We start from the raw sequence: 21,489 nt of genomic DNA, 5'->3' as shown, positions 1-21,489 counted from the left end.
AAAATTCCCACCATCCTCGGCGTAAAGGGAGTGTCCCAGAATACCTTCTCGGACACTCCCTTTCACAATTATTCATCATGACTTTTTAATGCATCAATCATCTCTTCTAACATCTGTTCATCGACAGCGCCAACAATTTCTTGGAATACCTTTCCTTCCCGGTCGATAATATACGTCGTTGGGATAGTAATAATGCCGTATTGCTGACCGACGATATCCTCTTCATCTAATAAGATGGGGAAAGTGAGTCCATAGGCATCTACAAATTGCTTCACTTTATCTAACCCTACATCCATACTCGTTAAATTGACGGCTACTATTTCGATATCATCCTGTTTTTCATAAAAACTTTGCATATGTGGCATTTCTTCTTTACATGGCGGACACCATGTTGCCCAAAAGTTTAAAATGACAATTTGTCCTTTATAATCAGATAAATTAACTTCCTCACCTTGCAAATTGGGTAAGGTAAAATCTTTCGCATACGGTATTTCGGCATTGACCTCTGTATTTACTTCGACCGTCTCTTCCCCTACTTTACTTTCGGCTTGTTGTATTTCAAGTGAAGATGCCGTTTCATCGCTTGTTAACAAATTGACCGCTACAAAAACTAAAAGTAACGATACAATGAGTAGCCCTAGTATATTTTTTTTCATTTACTTCCCTCCCTTACTTTGTAGCTTAACGATTCATTGTGAAAATTGTATTAATATAAAAATATAATGATGAAAAATGAATAATACTGTACGTAATGGCTAATAACTGGATATGTCCCCTTTTAGAAAAGCACAGCTCAATCTAATTGAGCTTGTGCCTTACCCTTTTGTTACCTATTAAAATGGCAGGAAAAGCACTATGCTATTCCTGCCACATTGATTATTTAAAGTTATATGTTGTAACGATTGGTTCGCGGTTTTCCGTTTGGTCTTTATAGTATTCGTATAAAGATATGCCTAAAAATGATCCTGAAATATTAAATACATGGTCATAGCCACTGTTTTCTAATGCCATCACTGCATTATAACTACGTTGTGCGGAACGGCAATGTACATATACGGGCACGTCTTTTGGAATTTCATCCATCCGTTCGCGGAACTGACTTAACGGAATGTTTTTAGCGTCTTTTACATGACCCGCTGCGAATTCATTTTCCTCACGTACATCAATAATGACAGCGCCTTGTTCTACTAAATCCCGTACATCGCTAACACGTACTTGCTTGAATCGACCTTGCATAATGTTTGTGGCTACCAGTGCAGCGAGATTTACCACATCTTTTGCTGTACTGAACATCGGTGAGTAAGAAAGCTCTAGCTCCTTTAAATCCTCGATTGTGCCATTCATCGTAATTAAAGTTGCAATGACATCAACACGTTTATCCGCATTCCCTTTACCAATCGCTTGTGCACCAATGATACGTCCTGTTGGTACTTCATAAATCAATTTAAAATGTAACACATTGCTCGATGGCATTAAGCTTACTTTGTCTGGTGCAATGATATAAACTGCCTCTACATTTAAGCCTATTTGTTTCGCTGTGCGCTCATTTAAGCCTGTTGCTGCCGCTGCGTAGTCAAACACTTGAATACTCGATGAACCAATAACCCCTTTATTTGTCGTAGGGATACCGTAAATATGATCGGCAACAGCGCGTGCTTGGCGCTGTGCTGGACCAGCTAACGCTAAACGAGTTGGTTTATGCATGATGCGGTGATACACTTCAATCGCATCACCCACTGCATAAATATGTCGGTCTGATGTTTGGTAGAACTGGTTTACTTTAATCGCACCTGTTTCACCAATTGCAAGGCCAGCCTCACTTGCTAGCGTTGTTTCTGGGCGAACACCGATGGCTAGCACAACAATATCTGCCTTAACTTCTTTGCCTGAGTTTAACGTAATGCTTGTTTCTGTGATTTTCGCTAAGCCGTCGTTGACAATTAACTCGACACCATGATCCACCATTTCTTTATGCAAGATTTGCACCACATCGTCATCAAATGGTGTTAAAATTTGTGGCGCAAATTCGACGAGTGTGACACCACGACCTGCCAGTCTTAAATTTTCTGCCACCTCAACACCGATGAAGCCACCACCGATGACCGCAATATTTTTTGCCTCTTTTTCGACAATCGCTTGCTGTAAACGTTCAATATCGACTACATTACGCACCGTAAATACATGCGGTAAATCTACACCTTCTAATCTTGGCACAATTGGACTGGCACCAGGAGAAAGAATCAGTTCATCGTAGCTTTCGTCATATGTTTCATTTGTTGCTAAATTTTTGACTGTCACGGTTTTGTCAGCGCGGTTAATTTTCACCACTTCACTTTCAACACGTGCGTCAATATTATATTTTGCTTCAAATGATTCTGGATTCATGAGTACTAAACGGTTACTATTTTCAACAATACCGCTTAAATGGTATGGTAATGAACAGTTTGAGAAAGAGACATGTGGACCTTTTTCAAACATGACAATATTTGCTTGTTCATCTAAACGACGAATACGTGCTGCAGCAGATGCTCCCCCTGCTACGCCCCCAATAACTACGATTTTCTTCATCTTACTTCCCCCTTAATTTATAATTTACAACCATCTGGACCGCAAACATCTGTGCCGCCCGCAATGTTTAACTTTTGCGCTGCCACTTCTTGTGCTTGCTTTAATGTTTTTGTAAACACTTCGATTGGCTCAGCGCCGATAATCCCGTATTTATTTTCAAATACGAAAAACGGAACGCTCGTCACATTAAGTTGCTGGATGTCATAGCGGTCTTTCGCAATGTCTTCTGCATATTGCTCACTTTCAAGCACTGCTTTCGCTTCTTCTATCGGTAAGTGAAGCGCCTCTACGATCGCAAGTAATGCTTCCGAATCATTCACATTTAACCCTTTTGTAAAATAGCGATCCATCACAGCGTCGATCAATGCTGCTTCTTTATTAAACTGACGTGCCCATTTTGCTAGACGATGCGCATTTTCCGTATTCCCGATTTGCATTTTTTCAAAGTCGTATGTTAACCCAACTTCATTTGCTCGCTGTTGGATAGAGGATGCCATTAACTGTACATCTTCACGTGAAGATTCATATTTCTCCATCATCGCTTCATAAAACGGTTTTGTCTCCTCTTTCGAAGCTTCAGGATCTAATAAGTATGTTTTATACTCAATGTCCACTTCCTGTTCGAATCCTAGTTCTTCGATTGCTTGTTCTAAACGCTTTTTGCCAATATAACAAAATGGGCAAGCGAAATCTGAAAAAATTTCAATTTTAATACTCATACTCATTCATTCTCCTCTTACAATAACAATCTATTTTCAAAGCCTACATTCCGCTCGTTTTTACCCCTATAGGTATAAAACCTTATTCTACTTGCCCTTCCCAAGCAAGCATCCCCCCAACCATATTCGCTACGTCATAACCTTGTGCTGCTAAGAAGGCTGTTGCTTGGCCGCTACGTGCACTTGAGCGACAAACCATAATATAAGGTGTATTTTTGTCTAATTCATGCATGCGAAACTCTAATAAACCTAATGGGATATTCACAATGCCAGGAATATGCCCTGCTTGCACTTCTGCTACTTCACGTACATCGATTAAATTTAACTTTTCGCCTGCTTCTAAACGTTGCTGTACTTCTGTTGCTGTCATTTCTTTCATCATGTTCTCTCCTCGTCATGTGATTTCAAGCTATCAATTTACCTCTATGGGTATTATTTTAAGTAAAAATATATAGCCGAGTAAGTTTACAATCGGCTGACTATCTTTATTTATATTCAATATATACCCCGTTAGGTATATTGTCAACTGCTTTGACTCTTCATTTTTTCTTGAGAACAAGATGTAACGCTAGGAATACAGGATGTATTTATTTGTAATCCCATATTGAATGAGTTCCGCCTTACTTTTTAAGTTGAGCTTTTGCATAATATTCGACTTATGATTTTCAACTGTTTTTGAGCTAATGAATAGCTTATCGGCAATTTGTAAATTCGTATACCCTAAAATCGTTAACCGAACAATTTCCTGCTCGCGGTTTGATAAAATATCCGCGTTATTTTTACCTTTTTTCTTAAACAATTTCTCTAATTGCTCCCCAGGAATCCCGACATCATAGTATGTCCTTCCGTCATAAACAGCCCGAATTGCTTCATACACTTGATTGCCCTTACTATTTTTCAATATATAACCGTCTGCATCCATATCAATGGCCCTCTGTACATACGCTATTTCATTATGCATCGTTAGTATGACAATTTTTATCGTTGGAAAATCCTTTTTCACTTTTTGCGTAACCGCCAATCCATCCATGCCATTTGGAATCGAAATATCGAGCAAAATGACATCAGGCTTCACTTGATAAATGAGCTGAAAACACTCTTCCCCATCACTTGCCTCTCCAACCACTTCGATATTATGATACTGCTCAAGTAATAACGTAATCCCTTTTCGAATTAACACATGGTCATCTACAAGTAATACTTTCATCATGTATTTGGCCTCCATCGTGGAATAACTATATCAATACTCGTTCCTTCATTCATTGCTGATTGAATTACACATGTCCCATTTAATTGATTGACCCTTTCCTCTATATGCTTCAGCCCAAGCCCTTCACTACGCAATTGCTTTCGGTCAAACCCGATGCCATCATCCTCGATTTTCATGAAAATTTGTTTATTGTTTTTTAAAATATGGATTTTTACTACAGATGCTTTGGCATATTTCGTAATATTATGCAGCGCCTCTTGTGCGATGCGATAAAGGTTAATTTCAACAGCGGGATCACAACGATCAAGTCCTTGTGTTGTTAGTTCAATGAAAAGTTCAGGTACATTTTTCTGGATTTTTTCAATTAATATTTCGAGTGTTGCTTTTAGCCCTAGCTGGTCCAAACTATGCGGTCTTAATTGATGGGCATAGGCATTTACGTCGCCCATTACTTTTTGAAGCTCCTGCCTCACTTCACCAATATAATTCGTCAGCTTTTCATTCTCATGGACGTATGATTCGATGGCATCCAGTGCAACAGACATAGAAAACAAAGACTGCCCTACACCGTCATGTAATTCCTGCGCGAGCCGCTTATGTTCAGATTCTTTCGCCTCTATCAGCTCGCCTATCCTCTTTTTATTAAGCGCTGCCTCATGTGCCTGCTGCCTCACTGCATGATCACGTAGCACTAATAAATATTCCGTTTCTCCCGTTTCGCTATTTGGATAAATGACCGCTGTGCTCATTTCTACATCAATTTCTTTGCCATGATATGTCGGCATTTGGGATAAAAATGCAGGTACCTCATTGTTTGCGATTAAATAGCAAGAAGGCTTTTCTACACGATTGTTCCGCGTCATACAAAAAGAGCAATATGGTACATCCTCACCGATTTGCCAGCCCGTTAACTTTTTCGCCGCTGGATTTAGCATAATAATTTCTCTCGATTCCTTCATAATGATTATGCCGTCTTGCATGTGCTCATAAATCTGCTTTAAATATTCGTATTGAATTATTGGTAGCATCATCATTCACCTCACCATCATTTACGCCCCGGCGTCACGGTGCCAGCCAGAGACTTGTACTTCTTTTCAGCGAATTTATTGGCGACGAAGCGGTGCAGGAGCATGTGTTGGAATAAGCGCGGAACAGTTACTTAAAGTCATGCTTATTTCACTACTTATATAGGGGAATAAGTTAAAACAAATAGAAATAGGAATCTATTACCCTTCATCGCGCTATGTATAATATAACAAATTTTATAATTAATTTACAAAATTTTCTTAATTTTGTGTGTACTAATATAAACAACAATTCAGCCTGAAAATTGTTCCGACTAGGCGCTTTTCGGTGGGCCATAACTGACAGCTGCACTCGCCTCCCCTAGTCCAATGAACGAGGGATTCTTTACTTGCTGATTATGCCGTTTCACAAAATAGATCCATGTCAAAAGGGACGGGTCTGATTCTTGATGAATAGGAACATGTAATTTTATATGAACAACCACATAAGAAAGACATGTCTCCACCTCTTTACGGGAAGACATGCCTCTCTAAAATGCGCTATTTTTTAGGCCCAAATGCGTGTGAATCTTGCTTGTTAATCTATCATAATAAATGTCCTTTAATTCAATTTGTATAGCCTGTAATTTCACCAATATTTTCAGCTACCTATACCGATGATTGCTCGCGACTCGCCTAGTATGCGCCATTTTTACGTTTGAAAAAGTTGAAGGGATACGTATAGTGGTAAAGGGAATGTTCATTTGGCTAGGGAAAATTGTGTTCTTTGTGTGCGTAAAGCTTGTAAAGAATTTTTTTAATTCTCGAGGTTTAAATAAAAACCTATATCTAAACACTATCATATCAACTATTCCTACATGGATTTTAGCCCCAAAAATGCACATTTTCATTAAAAAATAGGCTCAATATACAGAACTTCTGTAACAAATAAAACATAATTTCACTAAAAGTTTTTACTGTAAAGGTCGAGAATTGTACGAATACGCCTCCAATTCGAATAAAAAACAAACATAATCAAACCTTTTTCGCTCAAAATAAGTCGCCAATAAAAATGACCTGTACATACCTTTTCATACAGCTGCTCCCAAAAATAATACATTCCTATCGTTCACAACAAAATTTAATTCCAACTCAAAATTTTTTACCAAAAAACATTTACCCTCCACATTAAAAAACACCAAAATCTCCATTCATCGATTTTGACATACAACTTAATCTTAAATAAGCGCCAAATCAGGTAAATAGTCCTGTTCTGGCACTTATTTTTAAATATGTTGTATATCGATTTCGCCAAATCGCATAAACAGGCTTTTTATTTTAGCTGAAAATCATTTTATGTTTTCGTAGTTCAGGTTATTTTCAAAATTTTACACAAAAAAACATAGAGCATTGCACCATTGCAATACTCTATGCTTGAATTTACTTCGTATCATCCATCTTCAATACAGCCATAAATGCTTCTTGTGGAACTTCAACCGATCCTACTTGCTTCATGCGTTTTTTACCGGCTTTTTGCTTTTCAAGTAATTTACGTTTACGCGAAATGTCACCGCCGTAACATTTTGCTAATACGTTTTTACCAATTGATTTAATTGTTGAGCGAGCAATAATTTTTTGACCGATCGCCGCTTGCACTGGTACCTCGAATTGTTGACGAGGGATTAGTTCTTTTAGTTTTTCTACGATGACTTTACCGCGCTCATATGCGAAGTCGCGATGCACGATGAAGCTGAGTGCATCGACTGTTTCACCGTTTAGTAAAATATCCATTTTCACAAGCTTCGATGGCTTGTAGCCGATTAATTCGTAATCAAATGAAGCATAGCCCTTTGTATTTGATTTTAAATAATCGAAGAAATCATAGACGATTTCTGCTAATGGCATTTCATATTGAATGCTCACACGTGTTGTATCAATATAATCCATACCAATGAAGTTACCGCGCTTCAGCTGGCAAAGCTCCATAACCGCTCCAACATAATCGTTTGGCACCATAATGATTGCTTTTACATAAGGCTCTTCAATACGATCAATCTTTTGTGGATCTGGCATCATCGAAGGGTTATCGATTTTAATCGAACTACCATCTGTCATATGCACCTCGTAAATTACCGATGGCGCCGTTGTAATTAAGTCAATATTAAACTCACGCTCGATACGCTCTTGGATAATTTCCATGTGTAATAAGCCTAAGAAACCACAACGGAAACCAAATCCTAGTGCTTGAGACGTTTCTGGCTCGTATTGTAGCGCGGAGTCATTTAACTCTAGCTTTTCTAATGCTTCACGTAAATCGTTGTACTTCGCTGTATCGATTGGATATAGACCGCAGTATACCATTGGGTTTAATTTACGATAACCTGGTAGCGGCTCTGCAGCTGGTTTTACAGCAGAAGTAACAGTATCACCCACACGTGTATCGGCTACGTTTTTGATCGATGCGGTTAAGTACCCTACGTCCCCAACTGTTAACTCTTTTTGCGGTGTCGCTTTTGGTGTGTGGATACCCACTTCGATTACTTCAAACTCAGCACCCGTTGCCATCATTTTAATTTTATCGCCAGCTTTTACTGTACCGTTCATAATACGAATCGAAATAATAACCCCTTTATACGCATCGTACACAGAGTCGAAAATCAGCGCTTGTAGCGGCTCCTCTGGGTCTCCCGTTGGCGCAGGCACTTTTTCTACGATTTGCTCTAAAATGTCTTGAATCCCGATACCTGCTTTGGCAGAGGCAAGCACTGCTTCTGATGCATCTAGCCCAATCACATCTTCCACTTCTTGGCGTACACGCTCTGGATCTGCTGCTGGTAAGTCGATTTTGTTAATGACCGATAAAATCTCAAGGTCATTATCAAGCGCTAAGTAGACGTTCGCTAATGTTTGCGCTTCAATGCCTTGTGCAGCGTCAACGACTAAAATAGCCCCTTCACAAGCAGCTAATGAACGTGATACTTCATACGTAAAATCGACGTGTCCTGGTGTGTCGATTAAGTGGAACGTATAAGTTTCCCCGTCTTTTGCTGTATATTTTAGTTGTACAGCATTTAATTTGATCGTAATTCCACGTTCACGCTCTAAGTCCATGGAATCGAGCAGTTGCGATTTCATTTCACGTTGTGTAACGGATTTTGTTGATTCTAAAAGACGGTCAGCTAATGTTGACTTCCCGTGGTCAATATGCGCAATAATAGAGAAATTACGGATATTCTCTTGACGCTTTAAACGTTCTTCTCGGTTCATGTATTTGTTCCACTCCTATATCAATTCCGCCTCGGCTAAGATGTCTACGTACATGGTGCAACACGCTAGACTGATTACCAAAGGCGCCCTCTTCATTCAGCAAGTACTTAAACTCACCAAAAGAGCTAAAAGGCTCTACGTTTCACTGCTGTCTCAGTGAACATTTGGCTGAACGAATTTAAACTATACTGAATTATAGCAATGAAAACCCCATTTTAGCAATGTTGGAGTGTACAAAACATGTACGAATTTCTATATTATGAAAGCATTTTCTCTGTTCGCAGACAAAATTACTCACTCGCTAGTAATTTCCCTACCGCTTCTGTCAAGACATCGAGTGTTTGTGTTAATTCTTGCTCCGTATTGTCGATGCCACCTAACTCGACTAAAATCATTTCTTTCGCTAAATCTTGATTGTAGACACCATCTACCCCTTCGCCTTCTTTCTTCATTACACCGCGTGAAATGCCTGGCATGAGTTCATTTAAATGGGCGTGCAGCTTTTCAGATTGGGATAAATTCCAACGATAATTTTCATGTTCCATCCCGACAACAAACGCTATTTTTGCATAACTCGTATCACCATTCACTAATGTTGTGCCCTTTTTCCCTACTGAATCTCGGTGAAAATCAATGACTAAATCATACGGCTCCGTTGCAATCGCCTTTTCAATAAACGGGCGCGCTGTGTGATAAGCTTGCGCAATTTTCTTGCCTTGTGCTAAATTTTCTGCCATTAAGTCGACTTCTAAACTTTTCGCCTCAATGCCTTGCGTTAAAAAATACTGCTCCATTTGTTGACGGAGTGAAAAAATATTAAATTGTTCATCATAATTGGCTTCCGTGCCACTGTTTGCTTTCACAATCGGCTTATAAGATTCATGGGAGTGTGTAAATACTAGTAAAATACGTTTATCTGTCGGGGTAGTAGCTAGATTAGGGCTAGGACTCGGATTCGTAGAAGCATACACAAGCTTTTGTTCCTTTTGTACTGGGGCTGATAGATGTTCATTATTCGGGAATGGCAATTGCCCAATAATGATGGGCATTAAAAATAGCAACGACAGAAATAGTATAAATCCTTTTATATTATTCATAGCACCATCTCCTCCCCCTATCCTATGGAGAAGATGATGCGTTTAGAACGATTTTTTACGTCGCTTTAATCCATCTAAATAAACTATTGCTTGCGAGCAAAGCGTAGTGTGTCAACCAAATATCACATTCTTTCGGTGTGACAATGAGACGCTCTCGACTATGAAAAACTTCTTGCAATAATTGCACACGATCTGCTTTTGTCCAAGTGGACCATTCACCAAAAATAGGTTTTACTAGTTCATAATCGATCGGGGTAGAAGCACTTGGTTGCCATGATGTGACAGATAATTTACTAGAAGGCGCATTTTTTTCTGCAATCTTCCCAGCAATTGTACGGAATACCGTATCAATGGCATCCGCTAATAGTACGGTCGCCTCGACCACGGTTGGAATACCGATTGCCGTGACAGGCACTCCGAGCGATTCCTTTGAAATTTCTGCTCGTTCATTTCCTACACCAGAGCCTGGGTGAATCCCTGTGTCTGTTATTTGGATTGTTCGGCATAGTCGTTCGCTTGAGCGAGTCGCTAATGCATCAATCACTATGACGAGCGCCGGATTGATTTTATTGACGAGCGCTTCGACAAACTCCTTCGTTTCGAATCCTGATTGTCCTGTGACACCAGGTGCATACATAATAAATTGTTCGTTGCGCTCGTCTTCAAATTGCCTTTGCATTGCATCAATAGCAAATGGTCCGATGGCGTCTGGTGTAATCGTTTTATTGCCAAGACCAATCACTAAAACTCGATCTTGTTTACCGATTTTTAGCGGTTCGTGTAGAGATTTTAAATGTTTTGACAGCACCTTTTCGAGTTGCTGTAAGCCGTCTGTATCGTCTACTGTCAAAGAGGGAATAGATAATGTGATATATGTTCCCACTTTTTTATCAATTTGCTTACTGCCTTCCTCATTTACTGTCACCCTCGTCACTTTGACGCGTTGTTCATCCCATTCTTCTAAAATAACACCCGCTGTTTCCTCGAGCGTACGCTTGTTTTTCTGGGTTTGATGGGCAACAACTTGCTCAGATTCATCGATTAAATCGGTTCTACTCCAGTTGATTTCTGTCATATTCTCACCTCAAATTTTAGTATGTTCTAACTGTCAAGTAAATATTCTTTGCATTTATGTGTTGCAATTCTCGTTATCGTTTGGTAGAATGATTTTTGTTGTATTGACACATGAAATAAGTGAGAAAATACTCATCTCGTACCTATAATTAGGAGGTGAAAGTTATGCCAAACATTAAATCTGCTATCAAACGCGTTAAAGTTGCTGCTAAAGCAAACGAAGCAAACTCTCAAGCGAAGTCTGCTATGCGTACAACTGTGAAGAAAGCTGAACTAGCAATCGCTGCTGGTGCTGACAACGCACAAGAATTAGTAGTTGCTGCTTCTAAAGCTCTTGATAAAGCTGTTTCTAAAGGTCTTATCCACAAAAACGCAGCTTCTCGTAAAAAATCACGTTTAGCTAAAAAAGCTTAATAATGAAGCTTAAGGTCGGAATGCATTTGCATCCGACCTTTTTACATGTAAGAAAAAGCGCAAGCGCCCTCTCTAGCCTCGACATGCGTTGGAGAAAGGCTCACAGTGTGCTTGCCACACGAAGAGACTTTCGAAACGTCACGAGGGGCTGGGCGCTTACGCTAGACACTCTTTAAACTAGAAAAATTTTATACTTTCTTATCTTTCAAAAAAAGCCTACAGAAAGGGGTATCTTTCTGTAAGCTTTCGAGGCTTTATAACGGCTTCATTAAAAACATTTCAAGGAAACGTTCCCGATTGCCGCTTACTGATTTTAATTGTAAATCAACGTTTGCTAAACTGTATAAAGCTTGCAATAGTCGATGCTCTGACGGCTTCTGACGTTGCTCTAGCATCATTTTGACACGGTACGGGTGGATTTTTAAATGCTTGGCAATTTGATGCTGTGCGTAGCCTTTTTTACTTAAATAAAACACATTGCTCATCGTTCGAATATTAGAGGCCAGTAAACCGACTAATGCAATCGGCTCTTCCTTTTGACGGAGTAAATCGTGATAAATCGACAAAGCTTCTGCCTGATTGTGAGCTAAATACGCTTTCAGCATTTTAAAGGCATCATGTTCAAGCGTCTTCGCGACTAAGTCTTCCACAAGTGCGACATCAATTTCTACTTCTTCGCCTAAATACAGCGCCAGTTTTTCGATTTCCATTTGCAGCTGTAGCATGTTTGCCCCAACCATCTCCACAAGCTTCACAGATGCTTCTTCTGTGATCGTTTTGCCGTATGCTTGTACCTCTGTTTGAAGCCATACATATAAATCATTTTCTTGCGGCGTGACGGCTTCAAGCGTTAGCGCTTTTAACTTCATTAACTTTGTTACTTTTTTTCGCTCATCTAATTTTTCATACGGCGCGATAAATACCGTGACGGCTGTATCACTTGGATTACTGAGCCATGTTTCAAGCCGCGCCACATTATGGTCAATTTTTTCTTTTCCTTTTTCCGTTGCCTTCATAAACGAGGCGTTTTTGGCGATAATAAGTTTACGATCTGTGAAAAACGGAATCGTGTCTGCTTCATCGATGACATAATCGAGCGGCTGTTCCTCTAAATCAAATTGAATAATATCGGCTTCTTCTTCATTGCCCATTGCTTTTTTTAAACGCTTGACCGTTTCATCAATGAAATAAGATTCTTCGCCAACGAGTAAATATACAGGTGCGATTTGCCCGCTCTTTATATTTTGCCATACTTTTGTAAAACTCACGGACAGAGCCCCCTCTCATTTTTGTAAGTTCTAGTATACACGTTAACCGTGAGGAATGTGAATATTTTAAGGCAAAATCGCTATCAGACTAGTCGTGAAATTATCGCTTTGTATATAGCTTTTTACTAGGCATTGACTTATAATTGAACAAGAGTAGGAGGGATAATTATGGCAGGACATTCTGATCCAAATTACGTAACTGAAAATCCATTCGAAGGCCGCGGTCGTGCAATGCAAGGCAACGACTTCCCTGATGCAGCTATCGGTTTCGCCGTGTCAACTGGTTTCTTCGTTACTATGTTCGTCATCGCGATGATCGTAGAAGTAGCTATGCGTTAATTTTACTTATCCGAAAGGGCGTATCTTAAAACAACATCTTTTAAGATACGCCCTTTTACTATTTCATTATTGTTTACGCACACTCATTCCCTTTTGATTCACCTTCACTTCTATCGTCCCTTCCTCCCCTGTGACGACATACCGCAAATTGCGCGATCGGAATCGTTCTACGACTTCTGCGTGCGGATGCCCGTACCGATTATTTTGCCCCGCCATAAAAATCGTTAACCGTGGATTCACATGTGCAACAAATGTTTCACTACTCGATGTTTTACTACCATGATGCCCTGCTTTTAATACGTCTATATTGGCGATTTCAGCCCCTTCACGTACAAGGAGGTCTTGTTCCCCCTCTTTCTCCAAATCACCCGTAAATAACGCTGTAAACGCCTTATACTGCATAAATAAAACAAGGGAGTCATTATTCCCTTCATAATGTGTCTCGATCGGCCATATATAACGAAATACTACCTCTCCCTTTTGCCAACCCGCGCCTGCTATTTGTTCTTGAATCGGTATACGTTTTCGTTGCGCTTCACTGAGCAAATCACGCATGACTTCTTTCGTATGAGACCCTGGTGTAATATGAATTTCTCCGATGCGTATTTCTTTTACAATTTCCTCTGCTGCTTCCACATGATCTGTATCTGCATGTGTAATGATCAATGTATCGAGCGATGCAATGCCCTTTCCTTTTAAATACGGGAGTACAATTTGCGTACCGACCTCATAGGCATTATTTCGCTGCTTCCACGCTTCTTGCTGAAAACGCAGCACGCCCCCCGTATCCACCATATAAATCGCTTGACGGTGTGGCAGCTCAATTAAAATACAGTCCCCTTGTCCAACATTGATAAACGTGACGATTACATCTCGCTCTACATAATGACTCAGCTGAAACAAGAGCGCAGGGATTAATAAAGCACCGCCTACTTTCCAAAGCCTCGCCCCTTTCGTTAATAATAGAAATGTCACAAAAACGCTGCTATATAAAATCATGACCCAAAAGATTGAAGGTTTCCCTGCTACCCACATTTGGTACGGGATATTTTGCAAAAATAAAATGACTTCTGTTAGCCATGAACGCGCCGGCTCATACAAGGCAAAGCACCAACTAGCAAAGGGACCTGGTATAAAGGAAATGACAAGCAATGCGATATTTATAGGTAATACGACAACAGAGAAAAGTGGCACAAATACAATATTCGCTAGAAATGACGATAAGCTCAGCTCATAAAAATGAGACAGTAAAATCGGATACGTTAAGAGCTGACAAACAAACGTCATCAAAAATCCTTGCATCCACCACGAGCTTGCTCTCGCTAAAATAGGGCCCGAATAGATTAAGCTAGCCGTCGCTAAATAAGACAGTTGAAAGCCGACTTGATAAATCGTGCCTGGCTGGAGTATGACGAATACAATAAAGCTAATCGCTAATGCATCGTCTATTGGCAGGCGCCAGTTCAAATAGCGGGCCAACATAACAAATTCTACGACCGATACAGCACGCCACACAGACGGCGCCCCGCCCGCGAGCAAAGCATATATCGGTAAAATAAGAATTAAAGCAAGCGTCGCAAACTCGCGCCTTATACGTAGCCTTAGCATCCCTTGGAAAAATAGTAGTGATAACAGTGCTACATGCAAACCTGAAATCGCAAATAAATGGGTAATCCCGAGTTTCTGATAGGCGCGATTGATATTATGATCTACTTGATCTTTCACACCAACGATTAATGCTTGTGCTTCTGCCGCTAGTGACGCTGGAAACACACTCTCAATATGCCCACTTAGTATAAATCGTTGCTCGTAAATGCGCTGCACAACCGATTTGTTCTGCCCAATCGGTTGAAGCGTTGACACGTCTACAATCCCAATTGCCCCTTTGCTTTTTAAATAGTCGCTCATATCAAAATGGTAGCGATGCGCGCGTTTACTCGGCTCCTCTATGCTTCCTTCTACATAAAAGACCGTGCGAGCAAGCGGCGTATTTTCATATGCTTTTTTCTCACTTTCTGTTTGAAATGTGTACACCATATATACGAGCCGTCCCTGCTCATCTTTCATCAGCCCCCTTAACGTGGCTCCGTTTATACTGTACGTATCTGTAAATATCATAGTTGTCGGAAATACTAGCGGCTTTTCTAACTTTGCTAACTGCCAGCTAACATAACTACATGTCAGTAGCCCCGTCACGATTACTGCAACGACATGCACTTTTTGAAACCCTCGGTACCAACACCAAGCACTTATTCCCCCTAAAAAACACAAAAGCCCTACCGATTCATGTGCTGCTACTGCAGCAACTAAAACCGATAAGGCATAGTACATCCACTTATGCTTTAAGCAATTTACCAAATAATTGGTTCACCTTCTCCTCATAAGGGGCCAATTCTTCTACCGAAACACCAAGCTCACGCATTTTTTGCAGCATGTCGAGCGCTAATTGGAACTTTTCATCTTTTAAAAAGTCAATTTTGGCATCGTCAAACGGAATATGTACGACATGCACCCCTGCTTTTTGGAATAGCTCTAGGGCATATGGATTGTTTTTATAATCCTTCGCATAGTACACATTTTTAATACCCGCTTGAATAATCGTTTTCGTGCACGGTAGACATGGGAAATGTGTAACGTAAAGATCTGCACCGTTCGCTGGTGTACCATATTTGGCACACTGTAATAAGGCGTTTGTTTCAGCGTGAATTGTGCGCACACAATGATTATCGACTACATAACACCCTTGATCGATACAGTGTTCATCACCCGAAATGGAGCCATTATAACCGCCGGCAATAATACGTTTTTCCCTCACGATCGTTGCACCAACTGCTAATCTCGTACATGTGCTTCGTAATGCTAATAAATGGCTTTGTGCCATGAAAAATTGATCCCATGTAATTCGCTCCATATGACTACCTCCAATGTTGTCTTATTGATAGTTTAGTCAAAATGTGCGCGCGTGGCAATGTCTCAATTTTTCAATTACTATTTATATCCTGCATGAACGGGCAAGTAAAACGCCCGCTAATTGCCGTTTTACTTTATGTCAATCAAATCTTTCAACTGTTCAAATGTTTTATCCCCAATTCCTGTAACATTTTTTAATCCGTCGATTGCCTGAAATTTTCCGTGCTCGTCTCGGTGAGCGATAATGGCCTTTGCTTTAGCAGGTCCAATTCCAGGGAGCGTTGTCAGTTGCGTTTCATCCGCTGTATTAATATTTACTTTCCCACTACTAGAGCTGTCAGCACTGGAACTACTAGCACTACTAATAAACTGTTGCATGTCTAGCTCCGTGTCTTGTCCCTCAAGCGGAATATAAATGACCATTTCGTCTTGCAGCTTTTGTGCATGATTAATAAGCTGCGCATTTGCACCGTCTACATAGCCACCCGCTAGCTTAATAGCATCGACAACGCGATCTGCTTCCGTCAATTCATACACCCCGGGATAGTTCACTGCGCCTTTCACATCGACTAAAATGCGCTGTGGTTGCTGTTCCACTTCTATTTCTTGTGCAACGACTTCAATCGGCTCCTGTTCCACTTCAGTAATGAATTCAAAAGAAGGTTCTTCCTCTTCACGTAAAAATGTAAATGCGATAATACCAGTGACACAAAGAATGCTAGGCAGCAGCACTCTTTTTCCATACTTTGCAATTAGATTCTGGATAACGCAAACACCCTTTCATCTAGAAGGCAACATCATATGGAGTCTCTTTTAATATACAAAATATTCCGTCTTTTTAAAAGGGGGAATTAGCTAATTTCTTATTATAACGTCGGAGCATACGGGCATAAAGTTACCACATCCGGGCAAAAGCCTACATTTTCCCGTCAAAATGTAAGCTCCGTCCGATTTTACAGTCAATCGCTCTGCTAGAAGATGAACTGACTGTAAATAAAAAACGGGCGTGTCCAGAAAGTAAAAACTGTTTGGACACCCCCATTCTCGATTATTTTACTGCTCGGATAAAAATACGTTCACTTTCTTCTTCAGGTGCTTCGAATGACCAATCGGCTGTTACATGTACTTCAGTAAAACCAAGTTCTTGTAGCCACTTGACATATTGTTCTACGGAAAATGTACGCTGTAAATGTTCCTCGTCAAAACGCTCGTATAAGCCGTTTTCCGTTTCCACAAAGAAACTCATTTGATGATAGACGGAGTGTTCATGCTCTGCTGGTTCCGTATGCCAAATATACGTCACACGCCCATCATCATATGTAAACGGACCATCTAAAAAGATTTCGTCCATTTTAAATAAGGAATGCACATCAAAAAATAGTTGCCCACCTTGACGCAATGCCTCATAAGTACGTTTTAATGTCTCAAAAACAGCAACTTCCTCTGTTACATAATTAATAGAATCGATCGGAATAATTGCTACATCTAATGCATGAAAACCTTCTAGCTTATCCATAGACATCGCAAAATAAGGAATGGCTTTTCCATTTTCTTGCGCACGTGCTTGTGCAACGGATAACATTTCCTCCGAAAGGTCAATGCCACTCACTTTATACCCTGCGTCATATAGCTTCATTGTTAGCGTACCTGTTCCACAGCCGATATCTAATAGTGTCGGATATTCTGTGATCGGTGCATGCAATTGAATCCATTCAACATATTCATCATATGGAATATCTGTCATGAGTTCGTCATACACATAGGCAAAACGTTCGTAGCTACTCATTCATTTCCCGGCACTTCTAACTGAGGTGCGTCTCCCCATAAACGTTCTAAATTGTAGAATCCACGCTCATCTTTATGGAATACGTGTGCCACTACATCTCCAAGGTCAACTAACACCCAGCGAGCTGAATCAAGCCCTTCCACACGTTTTACTTCGTAGCCATTCTCTTCTGCTTTTTCTTGAATTTCACGTGCAATCGCTTGTACTTGACGGTCAGAATTCCCGTGACAGATGATAAAATAATCTGCTAGCAAAGAAATCCCTTGCATGTTTAGCACCACGATATCCTCCGCGTGTTTATCGTCTGCTGCTTTATAAGAAATTTGTAATAACGTTTCGTTCATATATTAAAGTTCCTCTCCTAAATAGTGGTTATAACACTCAATTGATAGCGGATAAATCGCTTGTTCCGTATCGACTAAAAACTTCACAGAATGATAAATGCATGCACGCATTGCTCTTGTTAAGTCTTCCTTCGCTACTTCACGTAACGCCTCTACCCCATTAAATTTGCGATTCGGTTCAATCATATCGGCAATATAAATAATTTGCTCTAATTTGCTCATATTTACTCGTCCCGTCGTATGGTAACGCATCGCATTTAATACATCTTCATCTTGAATGCCTAACTCATGCTCTGCACGATACGCGGCAATGGGGCCATGTAAAATTTCAGCACCCCATGGAATTAAGTGCCCATCTAACCCATTGTGACGCACAATATCGCGCATGCCTTCTTCATCTTCAAATTTTGCTACGTCATGTAAAATCGCTGCCATTTCAGCTTTTTTAACATCTTCACCATAGCGATTTGCCAGCGCTATCGCTGTTTCCATCACACCAAGCGTATGAATATAACGCTTTTCTGGCATTCGTGGACGGATATAATCAAGCAAATGTTCTCGCTCCATATAACCCTTCCTTTCGAATAAATGCCTCTACTTGCTTCGGTACTACATAACGAACCGTACCGCCACGAGCGAGACGTTCTCTCAGTAAAGTAGATGAAAGGTCGATTTGAGGTGCATCCACCATCGTCATCGGATAATGTGTCGTTCCTTCACTTCCTGGTCGCTTAAACCCGACAAATTGTACAATGTGTACCAATTGATCAATACAGTACCATGTGTGAAGAGAATCAATACTATCACCGCCGATGATGAAATAAAATTGCACATTCGGTTCAGATTTTGTCAGTGCCTGCATCGTATCATATGTATACGATAAACCACCTCGCCTCAGTTCAAACGTTTCCAGTACAAAATACGGCACGTCCGCAATCGCAAGCGTCACCATTTTTTTCCGCTGTTCGTCTGTTGCCCCGCTCGATTCCTTATGTGGTGGAACGGCATTCGGCATAAAGCGCACTTCATCTAACCCTAATACATGATAAGCTTCATTTGCCATCATTAAATGTCCGATATGCGGTGGATTAAATGTACCACCTAAAATACCGACCTTTTTCATCTAGCCTCACCTTACTTTTTATTTGCTTTTGGTAGTATGATTTTTTTGTTATTGCGCGATTCTTTATACAGCACGACTGTTAAACCAATTAATTGAACTAATTCGGCACGCGTGCCACGAGCTAATTCTTGCGCTACATCATGCTTATCTTCTTCACAATTATCTAAAATACGCACTTTAATTAATTCACGTACTTCTAATACGTCATGTAATTGGCGTAACATCGCATCGTTTACGCCACCTTTCCCTACTTGGAAAATCGGATCTAAATGATGTGCCTCAGCACGTAAAAAACGTTTTTGTTTACCTGTTAACATAAAAATTATTTTCCTCCTAATTGCTCTGTCAGATGAGCAATCATTGCATTTGTATTTGGGGACGAGCCGAGCCAATGCTCATACGCTATCGCCCCTTGGTGCACGAACATACCAAGTCCGTTCACAATTTTCGCCCCTTTTTCCTCAGCCGCGAGTAAAAAAGGCGTCATTAATGGATTATACACAATATCTGCCGCAATTGCGCCTGTCGGGAACTTTTCAAGGGAAAATGGTAAGTCAAAATCCCCTGTTGTCATCCCTGCTGGTGTTGTTTGCACAAATATTTTAAATGTATGAAGCGCACTTTCTGCTTCTTGCATCGATATTGCATGACCTGTTTGCAGCTCATCAATAATCGCTTGCGCTTTTGCGACTGTACGATTGGCGATCGTAATCTTTGTATAGCCTGCTTGTTGCAGCGCAAACGCAATCCCGCGCGCCGCACCACCAGCACCGATTAACAGCAAAGGCTCATCACGATGAGTTGTCCCGACCGCTTCTTCTAGCGACCGAACAAAACCTACACCGTCTGTATTGTAGCCTTTTAATTTGCCTTCTGCTGTCCGTACAACGGTATTCACGGCGCCCATTTTCTCTGCTAACTCGTCTAACTCATCTAAAAATGGAATGATTGTTTGTTTATGGGGAATCGTAACGTTCCAGCCACTTGTGCCAAGTAGCTTAAACGATGCCACCGCCTGCTCTAAATGTTCAGGTTTCACATGAACGGGAATATACGCCGCGTCCACACCTGCTTCCATATACCATGCATTATGCATGTCTGGAGATTTAGATTGTGCAATCGGATCTCCAATCACCGCAAACCATTTTTTCATCTACACTCATCCTTTTCACATGACTTGTACAACTTACAATTAAATTAACGACGGGCGAATGAATACTTGTACGCCTTTTGGTGCATAAGCGGCCACGACAACATTGGCATGTTGCACCGTAATCCAGCCAAGCCCAGAGAATACAACGTCTGTTTTTCCCTCTTTAATCGAAAATTCATGGCGAACAAGCTCTGGTAGTTGATCGATATGCTGTGCTGTCGGTGGTGCTAACAGCTCACCCTTATGCTCTGCATATAAAGTATCTGCCTTTTCAAGCTTTGTTCGGTGAATTGGTAAATCATTTGCTACATGTACTGTAAATGCCGAACGCTCGCCCTTTACAAAATCAAAACGGGCAAGTGCACCGATAAATAATGTTTGTCCCTCATTTTGCTGATACACTTTTGGTTTAATTTCTTTTTTCGGCATAATATATTTTAACTCAGACGCATCTAAGTAATGTGCCATTTGGTGATGGTTAATAATGCCCGGTGTATCATACAGCGCTGATCCATCATCAAGTGGGATTTCAATCATATCAAGCGTTGTGCCTGGGAAATGAGACGTCGTAATGACTTCGCCCTCCCCTGTCGCACGCTTAATAATGCGGTTAATAAATGTGGATTTCCCCACATTTGTACAGCCTACAACAAATACATCTTTCCCATTACGATGCGATTCAATGGCATCGACGACTTCAGCCATCCCTTTGCCTTTATGCGCTGACACAAGCATGACATCTACTGGATTTAAACCAAGCGCTTTTGCTTCACGTTTTAACCAGTTAATCACTTTATTTGCTTTTACTGATTTCGGCAATAAGTCTGCCTTATTGGCAACAAGCAATACAGGATTCTTCCCTACAAAGCGGTGAAGTCCCGGCAACCAACTACCATTAAAGTCAAAAATATCAACAATTTTTACGATTAAGCCTTCTTGCTGTCCAAGGCCGTTTAAAATGCGTAAAAAATCGTCATCCGTTAAGCTAACTGGTTGAATTTCATTGTAATTTTTTAAACGAAAACAGCGTTGACAAATCACTGTTTCTTTTTCGAGGGATGAGACAGGCGCATACCCTACCGCCGTTTGATCTTCTGTTTGAATTACTGCTCCACAGCCAATACAATTTGGCATTTCGTTCATTATTGTAAATCCTCCTTAGTAACACACATCTTGTGCCAAATGGCGCAAAATGCTGTCCTCACTTATGGAC

General features: G+C 40.6%; 22 protein-coding genes. 2 read left to right on the top strand and 20 right to left on the bottom strand.

Features of this window, described 5'->3' with window-relative positions; all coding sequences use genetic code 11:
* Positions 1-68: 68 nt before the first annotated feature.
* From AAGS61_RS12770 to gpr, 9 genes are all read right to left on the bottom strand, one after another.
* The gene (locus tag AAGS61_RS12770; protein ID WP_391372373.1) at positions 69-656 is read right to left on the bottom strand and encodes a TlpA family protein disulfide reductase; all 588 of its coding nucleotides are present in this window, start codon (positions 654-656) and stop codon (positions 69-71) included.
* Positions 657-876: 220 nt separating this feature from the next.
* Positions 877-2,568 carry an FAD-dependent oxidoreductase gene (locus tag AAGS61_RS12765; RefSeq protein WP_391372371.1) on the bottom strand — a complete coding sequence of 564 codons (1,692 nt, stop codon included), beginning with the start codon at positions 2,566-2,568 and terminating at the stop codon, positions 877-879.
* Positions 2,569-2,585: 17 nt separating this feature from the next.
* Positions 2,586-3,287, bottom strand: coding sequence for a DsbA family oxidoreductase (locus AAGS61_RS12760; protein ID WP_391372368.1), 702 nt, complete (start codon positions 3,285-3,287; stop codon positions 2,586-2,588).
* 82 nt (positions 3,288-3,369) lie between these two features.
* Entirely contained in the window at positions 3,370-3,666 is a 297-nt protein-coding gene (locus AAGS61_RS12755) for a rhodanese-like domain-containing protein (protein ID WP_391372365.1), read from the bottom strand.
* 189 nt (positions 3,667-3,855) lie between these two features.
* Entirely contained in the window at positions 3,856-4,497 is a 642-nt protein-coding gene (locus tag AAGS61_RS12750; protein WP_391372362.1) for a response regulator, read from the bottom strand.
* The gene (locus AAGS61_RS12745; protein ID WP_391372359.1) at positions 4,494-5,528 is read right to left on the bottom strand and encodes a PAS domain-containing sensor histidine kinase; all 1,035 of its coding nucleotides are present in this window, start codon (positions 5,526-5,528) and stop codon (positions 4,494-4,496) included. The genes AAGS61_RS12750 and AAGS61_RS12745 overlap by 4 nt, the downstream gene beginning before the upstream one ends.
* A 1,413-nt stretch (positions 5,529-6,941) precedes the next feature.
* Positions 6,942-8,768, bottom strand: coding sequence for a translation elongation factor 4 (lepA, locus tag AAGS61_RS12740; RefSeq protein ID WP_391372356.1), 1,827 nt, complete (start codon positions 8,766-8,768; stop codon positions 6,942-6,944).
* A 290-nt stretch (positions 8,769-9,058) separates the two neighbouring features.
* Complete coding sequence (spoIIP, locus tag AAGS61_RS12735) at positions 9,059-9,865, bottom strand: stage II sporulation protein P (RefSeq protein WP_391372353.1); 807 nt, start codon at positions 9,863-9,865, stop codon at positions 9,059-9,061.
* A 55-nt stretch (positions 9,866-9,920) separates the two neighbouring features.
* Positions 9,921-10,940 (bottom strand): GPR endopeptidase, encoded by a 1,020-nt coding sequence (gene gpr / locus AAGS61_RS12730; protein ID WP_391372351.1) that lies wholly within the window; start codon positions 10,938-10,940, stop codon positions 9,921-9,923.
* A 164-nt stretch (positions 10,941-11,104) separates the two neighbouring features.
* Here gpr and rpsT point away from each other — a divergent pair, with 164 nt between their 5' ends.
* Complete coding sequence (gene rpsT, locus AAGS61_RS12725) at positions 11,105-11,353, top strand: 30S ribosomal protein S20 (RefSeq protein WP_391372348.1); 249 nt, start codon at positions 11,105-11,107, stop codon at positions 11,351-11,353.
* A 254-nt stretch (positions 11,354-11,607) separates the two neighbouring features.
* Here the strand turns inward: rpsT and holA are convergent, their stop codons facing one another.
* The gene (holA, locus tag AAGS61_RS12720; protein ID WP_391372346.1) at positions 11,608-12,621 is read right to left on the bottom strand and encodes a DNA polymerase III subunit delta; all 1,014 of its coding nucleotides are present in this window, start codon (positions 12,619-12,621) and stop codon (positions 11,608-11,610) included.
* Positions 12,622-12,789: 168 nt separating this feature from the next.
* Here holA and AAGS61_RS12715 point away from each other — a divergent pair, with 168 nt between their 5' ends.
* Positions 12,790-12,960, top strand: a complete 171-nt coding sequence (locus AAGS61_RS12715; RefSeq protein ID WP_391372343.1) for a YqzM family protein — start codon at positions 12,790-12,792, stop codon at positions 12,958-12,960.
* A gap of 66 nt (positions 12,961-13,026) precedes the next feature.
* Here AAGS61_RS12715 and AAGS61_RS12710 read toward each other — a convergent pair whose 3' ends face one another.
* The 10 genes from AAGS61_RS12710 to yqeH form a co-directional block, all read right to left on the bottom strand.
* Positions 13,027-15,318, bottom strand: a complete 2,292-nt coding sequence (locus AAGS61_RS12710; protein WP_391372340.1) for a DNA internalization-related competence protein ComEC/Rec2 — start codon at positions 15,316-15,318, stop codon at positions 13,027-13,029.
* On the bottom strand, positions 15,296-15,871 hold the full coding sequence (locus tag AAGS61_RS12705) for a ComE operon protein 2 (RefSeq protein WP_391372338.1): 576 nt from the start codon (positions 15,869-15,871) through the stop codon (positions 15,296-15,298). The genes AAGS61_RS12710 and AAGS61_RS12705 overlap by 23 nt, the downstream gene beginning before the upstream one ends.
* A gap of 128 nt (positions 15,872-15,999) precedes the next feature.
* Positions 16,000-16,602 (bottom strand): helix-hairpin-helix domain-containing protein, encoded by a 603-nt coding sequence (locus AAGS61_RS12700; RefSeq protein ID WP_391372335.1) that lies wholly within the window; start codon positions 16,600-16,602, stop codon positions 16,000-16,002.
* A 316-nt stretch (positions 16,603-16,918) separates the two neighbouring features.
* Positions 16,919-17,656 carry a class I SAM-dependent DNA methyltransferase gene (locus AAGS61_RS12695; RefSeq protein WP_391372332.1) on the bottom strand — a complete coding sequence of 246 codons (738 nt, stop codon included), beginning with the start codon at positions 17,654-17,656 and terminating at the stop codon, positions 16,919-16,921.
* Complete coding sequence (gene rsfS / locus AAGS61_RS12690) at positions 17,653-18,000, bottom strand: ribosome silencing factor (protein WP_391372330.1); 348 nt, start codon at positions 17,998-18,000, stop codon at positions 17,653-17,655. The genes AAGS61_RS12695 and rsfS overlap by 4 nt, the downstream gene beginning before the upstream one ends.
* A gap of 3 nt (positions 18,001-18,003) precedes the next feature.
* Positions 18,004-18,567: a bis(5'-nucleosyl)-tetraphosphatase (symmetrical) YqeK gene (gene yqeK / locus AAGS61_RS12685; RefSeq protein WP_391372327.1), complete on the bottom strand. Its 564-nt coding sequence runs from the start codon at positions 18,565-18,567 to the stop codon at positions 18,004-18,006.
* A complete protein-coding gene (locus AAGS61_RS12680) occupies positions 18,545-19,123 on the bottom strand; it encodes a nicotinate-nucleotide adenylyltransferase (RefSeq protein WP_391372324.1) in 579 nt (192 codons plus the stop codon). The genes yqeK and AAGS61_RS12680 overlap by 23 nt, the downstream gene beginning before the upstream one ends.
* Before the next feature lie 11 nt (positions 19,124-19,134).
* Positions 19,135-19,440: a ribosome assembly RNA-binding protein YhbY gene (gene yhbY / locus AAGS61_RS12675; RefSeq protein WP_391372322.1), complete on the bottom strand. Its 306-nt coding sequence runs from the start codon at positions 19,438-19,440 to the stop codon at positions 19,135-19,137.
* Positions 19,441-19,445: 5 nt separating this feature from the next.
* Positions 19,446-20,276, bottom strand: a complete 831-nt coding sequence (gene aroE, locus AAGS61_RS12670; protein ID WP_391372319.1) for a shikimate dehydrogenase — start codon at positions 20,274-20,276, stop codon at positions 19,446-19,448.
* Between the two features lie 39 nt (positions 20,277-20,315).
* Complete coding sequence (yqeH, locus tag AAGS61_RS12665; RefSeq protein WP_391372316.1) at positions 20,316-21,419, bottom strand: ribosome biogenesis GTPase YqeH; 1,104 nt, start codon at positions 21,417-21,419, stop codon at positions 20,316-20,318.
* Positions 21,420-21,489 lie beyond the last annotated feature (70 nt).

The sequence above is a fragment of the Lysinibacillus sp. KU-BSD001 genome, from assembly GCF_042920265.1.
GTDB lineage: Bacteria > Bacillota > Bacilli > Bacillales_A > Planococcaceae > Lysinibacillus_B.
Note: the sequence above shows the minus strand (reverse complement) of the source record. Positions and strands in the feature narration are given on the sequence as shown.

What these genes read in the sequence shown, in the direction of transcription:
- AAGS61_RS12770 (WP_391372373.1), bottom strand. Translation starts at nt 656, where the DNA reads ATGAAAAAAAATATACTAGGGCTACTCATTGTATCGTTACTTTTAGTT.
- spoIIP (WP_391372353.1), bottom strand. Translation starts at nt 9,865, where the DNA reads ATGAATAATATAAAAGGATTTATACTATTTCTGTCGTTGCTATTTTTA.
- gpr (WP_391372351.1), bottom strand. Translation starts at nt 10,940, where the DNA reads ATGACAGAAATCAACTGGAGTAGAACCGATTTAATCGATGAATCTGAG.
- lepA (WP_391372356.1), bottom strand. Translation starts at nt 8,768, where the DNA reads ATGAACCGAGAAGAACGTTTAAAGCGTCAAGAGAATATCCGTAATTTC.
- AAGS61_RS12695 (WP_391372332.1), bottom strand. Translation starts at nt 17,656, where the DNA reads ATGAGTAGCTACGAACGTTTTGCCTATGTGTATGACGAACTCATGACA.
- yqeH (WP_391372316.1), bottom strand. Translation starts at nt 21,419, where the DNA reads ATGAACGAAATGCCAAATTGTATTGGCTGTGGAGCAGTAATTCAAACA.
- AAGS61_RS12755 (WP_391372365.1), bottom strand. Translation starts at nt 3,666, where the DNA reads ATGAAAGAAATGACAGCAACAGAAGTACAGCAACGTTTAGAAGCAGGC.
- AAGS61_RS12765 (WP_391372371.1), bottom strand. Translation starts at nt 2,568, where the DNA reads ATGAAGAAAATCGTAGTTATTGGGGGCGTAGCAGGGGGAGCATCTGCT.
- AAGS61_RS12750 (WP_391372362.1), bottom strand. Translation starts at nt 4,497, where the DNA reads ATGATGAAAGTATTACTTGTAGATGACCATGTGTTAATTCGAAAAGGG.
- AAGS61_RS12680 (WP_391372324.1), bottom strand. Translation starts at nt 19,123, where the DNA reads ATGAAAAAGGTCGGTATTTTAGGTGGTACATTTAATCCACCGCATATC.
- rpsT (WP_391372348.1), top strand. Translation starts at nt 11,105, where the DNA reads ATGCCAAACATTAAATCTGCTATCAAACGCGTTAAAGTTGCTGCTAAA.
- AAGS61_RS12705 (WP_391372338.1), bottom strand. Translation starts at nt 15,871, where the DNA reads ATGGAGCGAATTACATGGGATCAATTTTTCATGGCACAAAGCCATTTA.
- rsfS (WP_391372330.1), bottom strand. Translation starts at nt 18,000, where the DNA reads ATGAACGAAACGTTATTACAAATTTCTTATAAAGCAGCAGACGATAAA.
- yhbY (WP_391372322.1), bottom strand. Translation starts at nt 19,440, where the DNA reads ATGTTAACAGGTAAACAAAAACGTTTTTTACGTGCTGAGGCACATCAT.
- aroE (WP_391372319.1), bottom strand. Translation starts at nt 20,276, where the DNA reads ATGAAAAAATGGTTTGCGGTGATTGGAGATCCGATTGCACAATCTAAA.
- AAGS61_RS12745 (WP_391372359.1), bottom strand. Translation starts at nt 5,528, where the DNA reads ATGATGCTACCAATAATTCAATACGAATATTTAAAGCAGATTTATGAG.
- AAGS61_RS12760 (WP_391372368.1), bottom strand. Translation starts at nt 3,287, where the DNA reads ATGAGTATTAAAATTGAAATTTTTTCAGATTTCGCTTGCCCATTTTGT.
- yqeK (WP_391372327.1), bottom strand. Translation starts at nt 18,567, where the DNA reads ATGGAGCGAGAACATTTGCTTGATTATATCCGTCCACGAATGCCAGAA.
- AAGS61_RS12715 (WP_391372343.1), top strand. Translation starts at nt 12,790, where the DNA reads ATGGCAGGACATTCTGATCCAAATTACGTAACTGAAAATCCATTCGAA.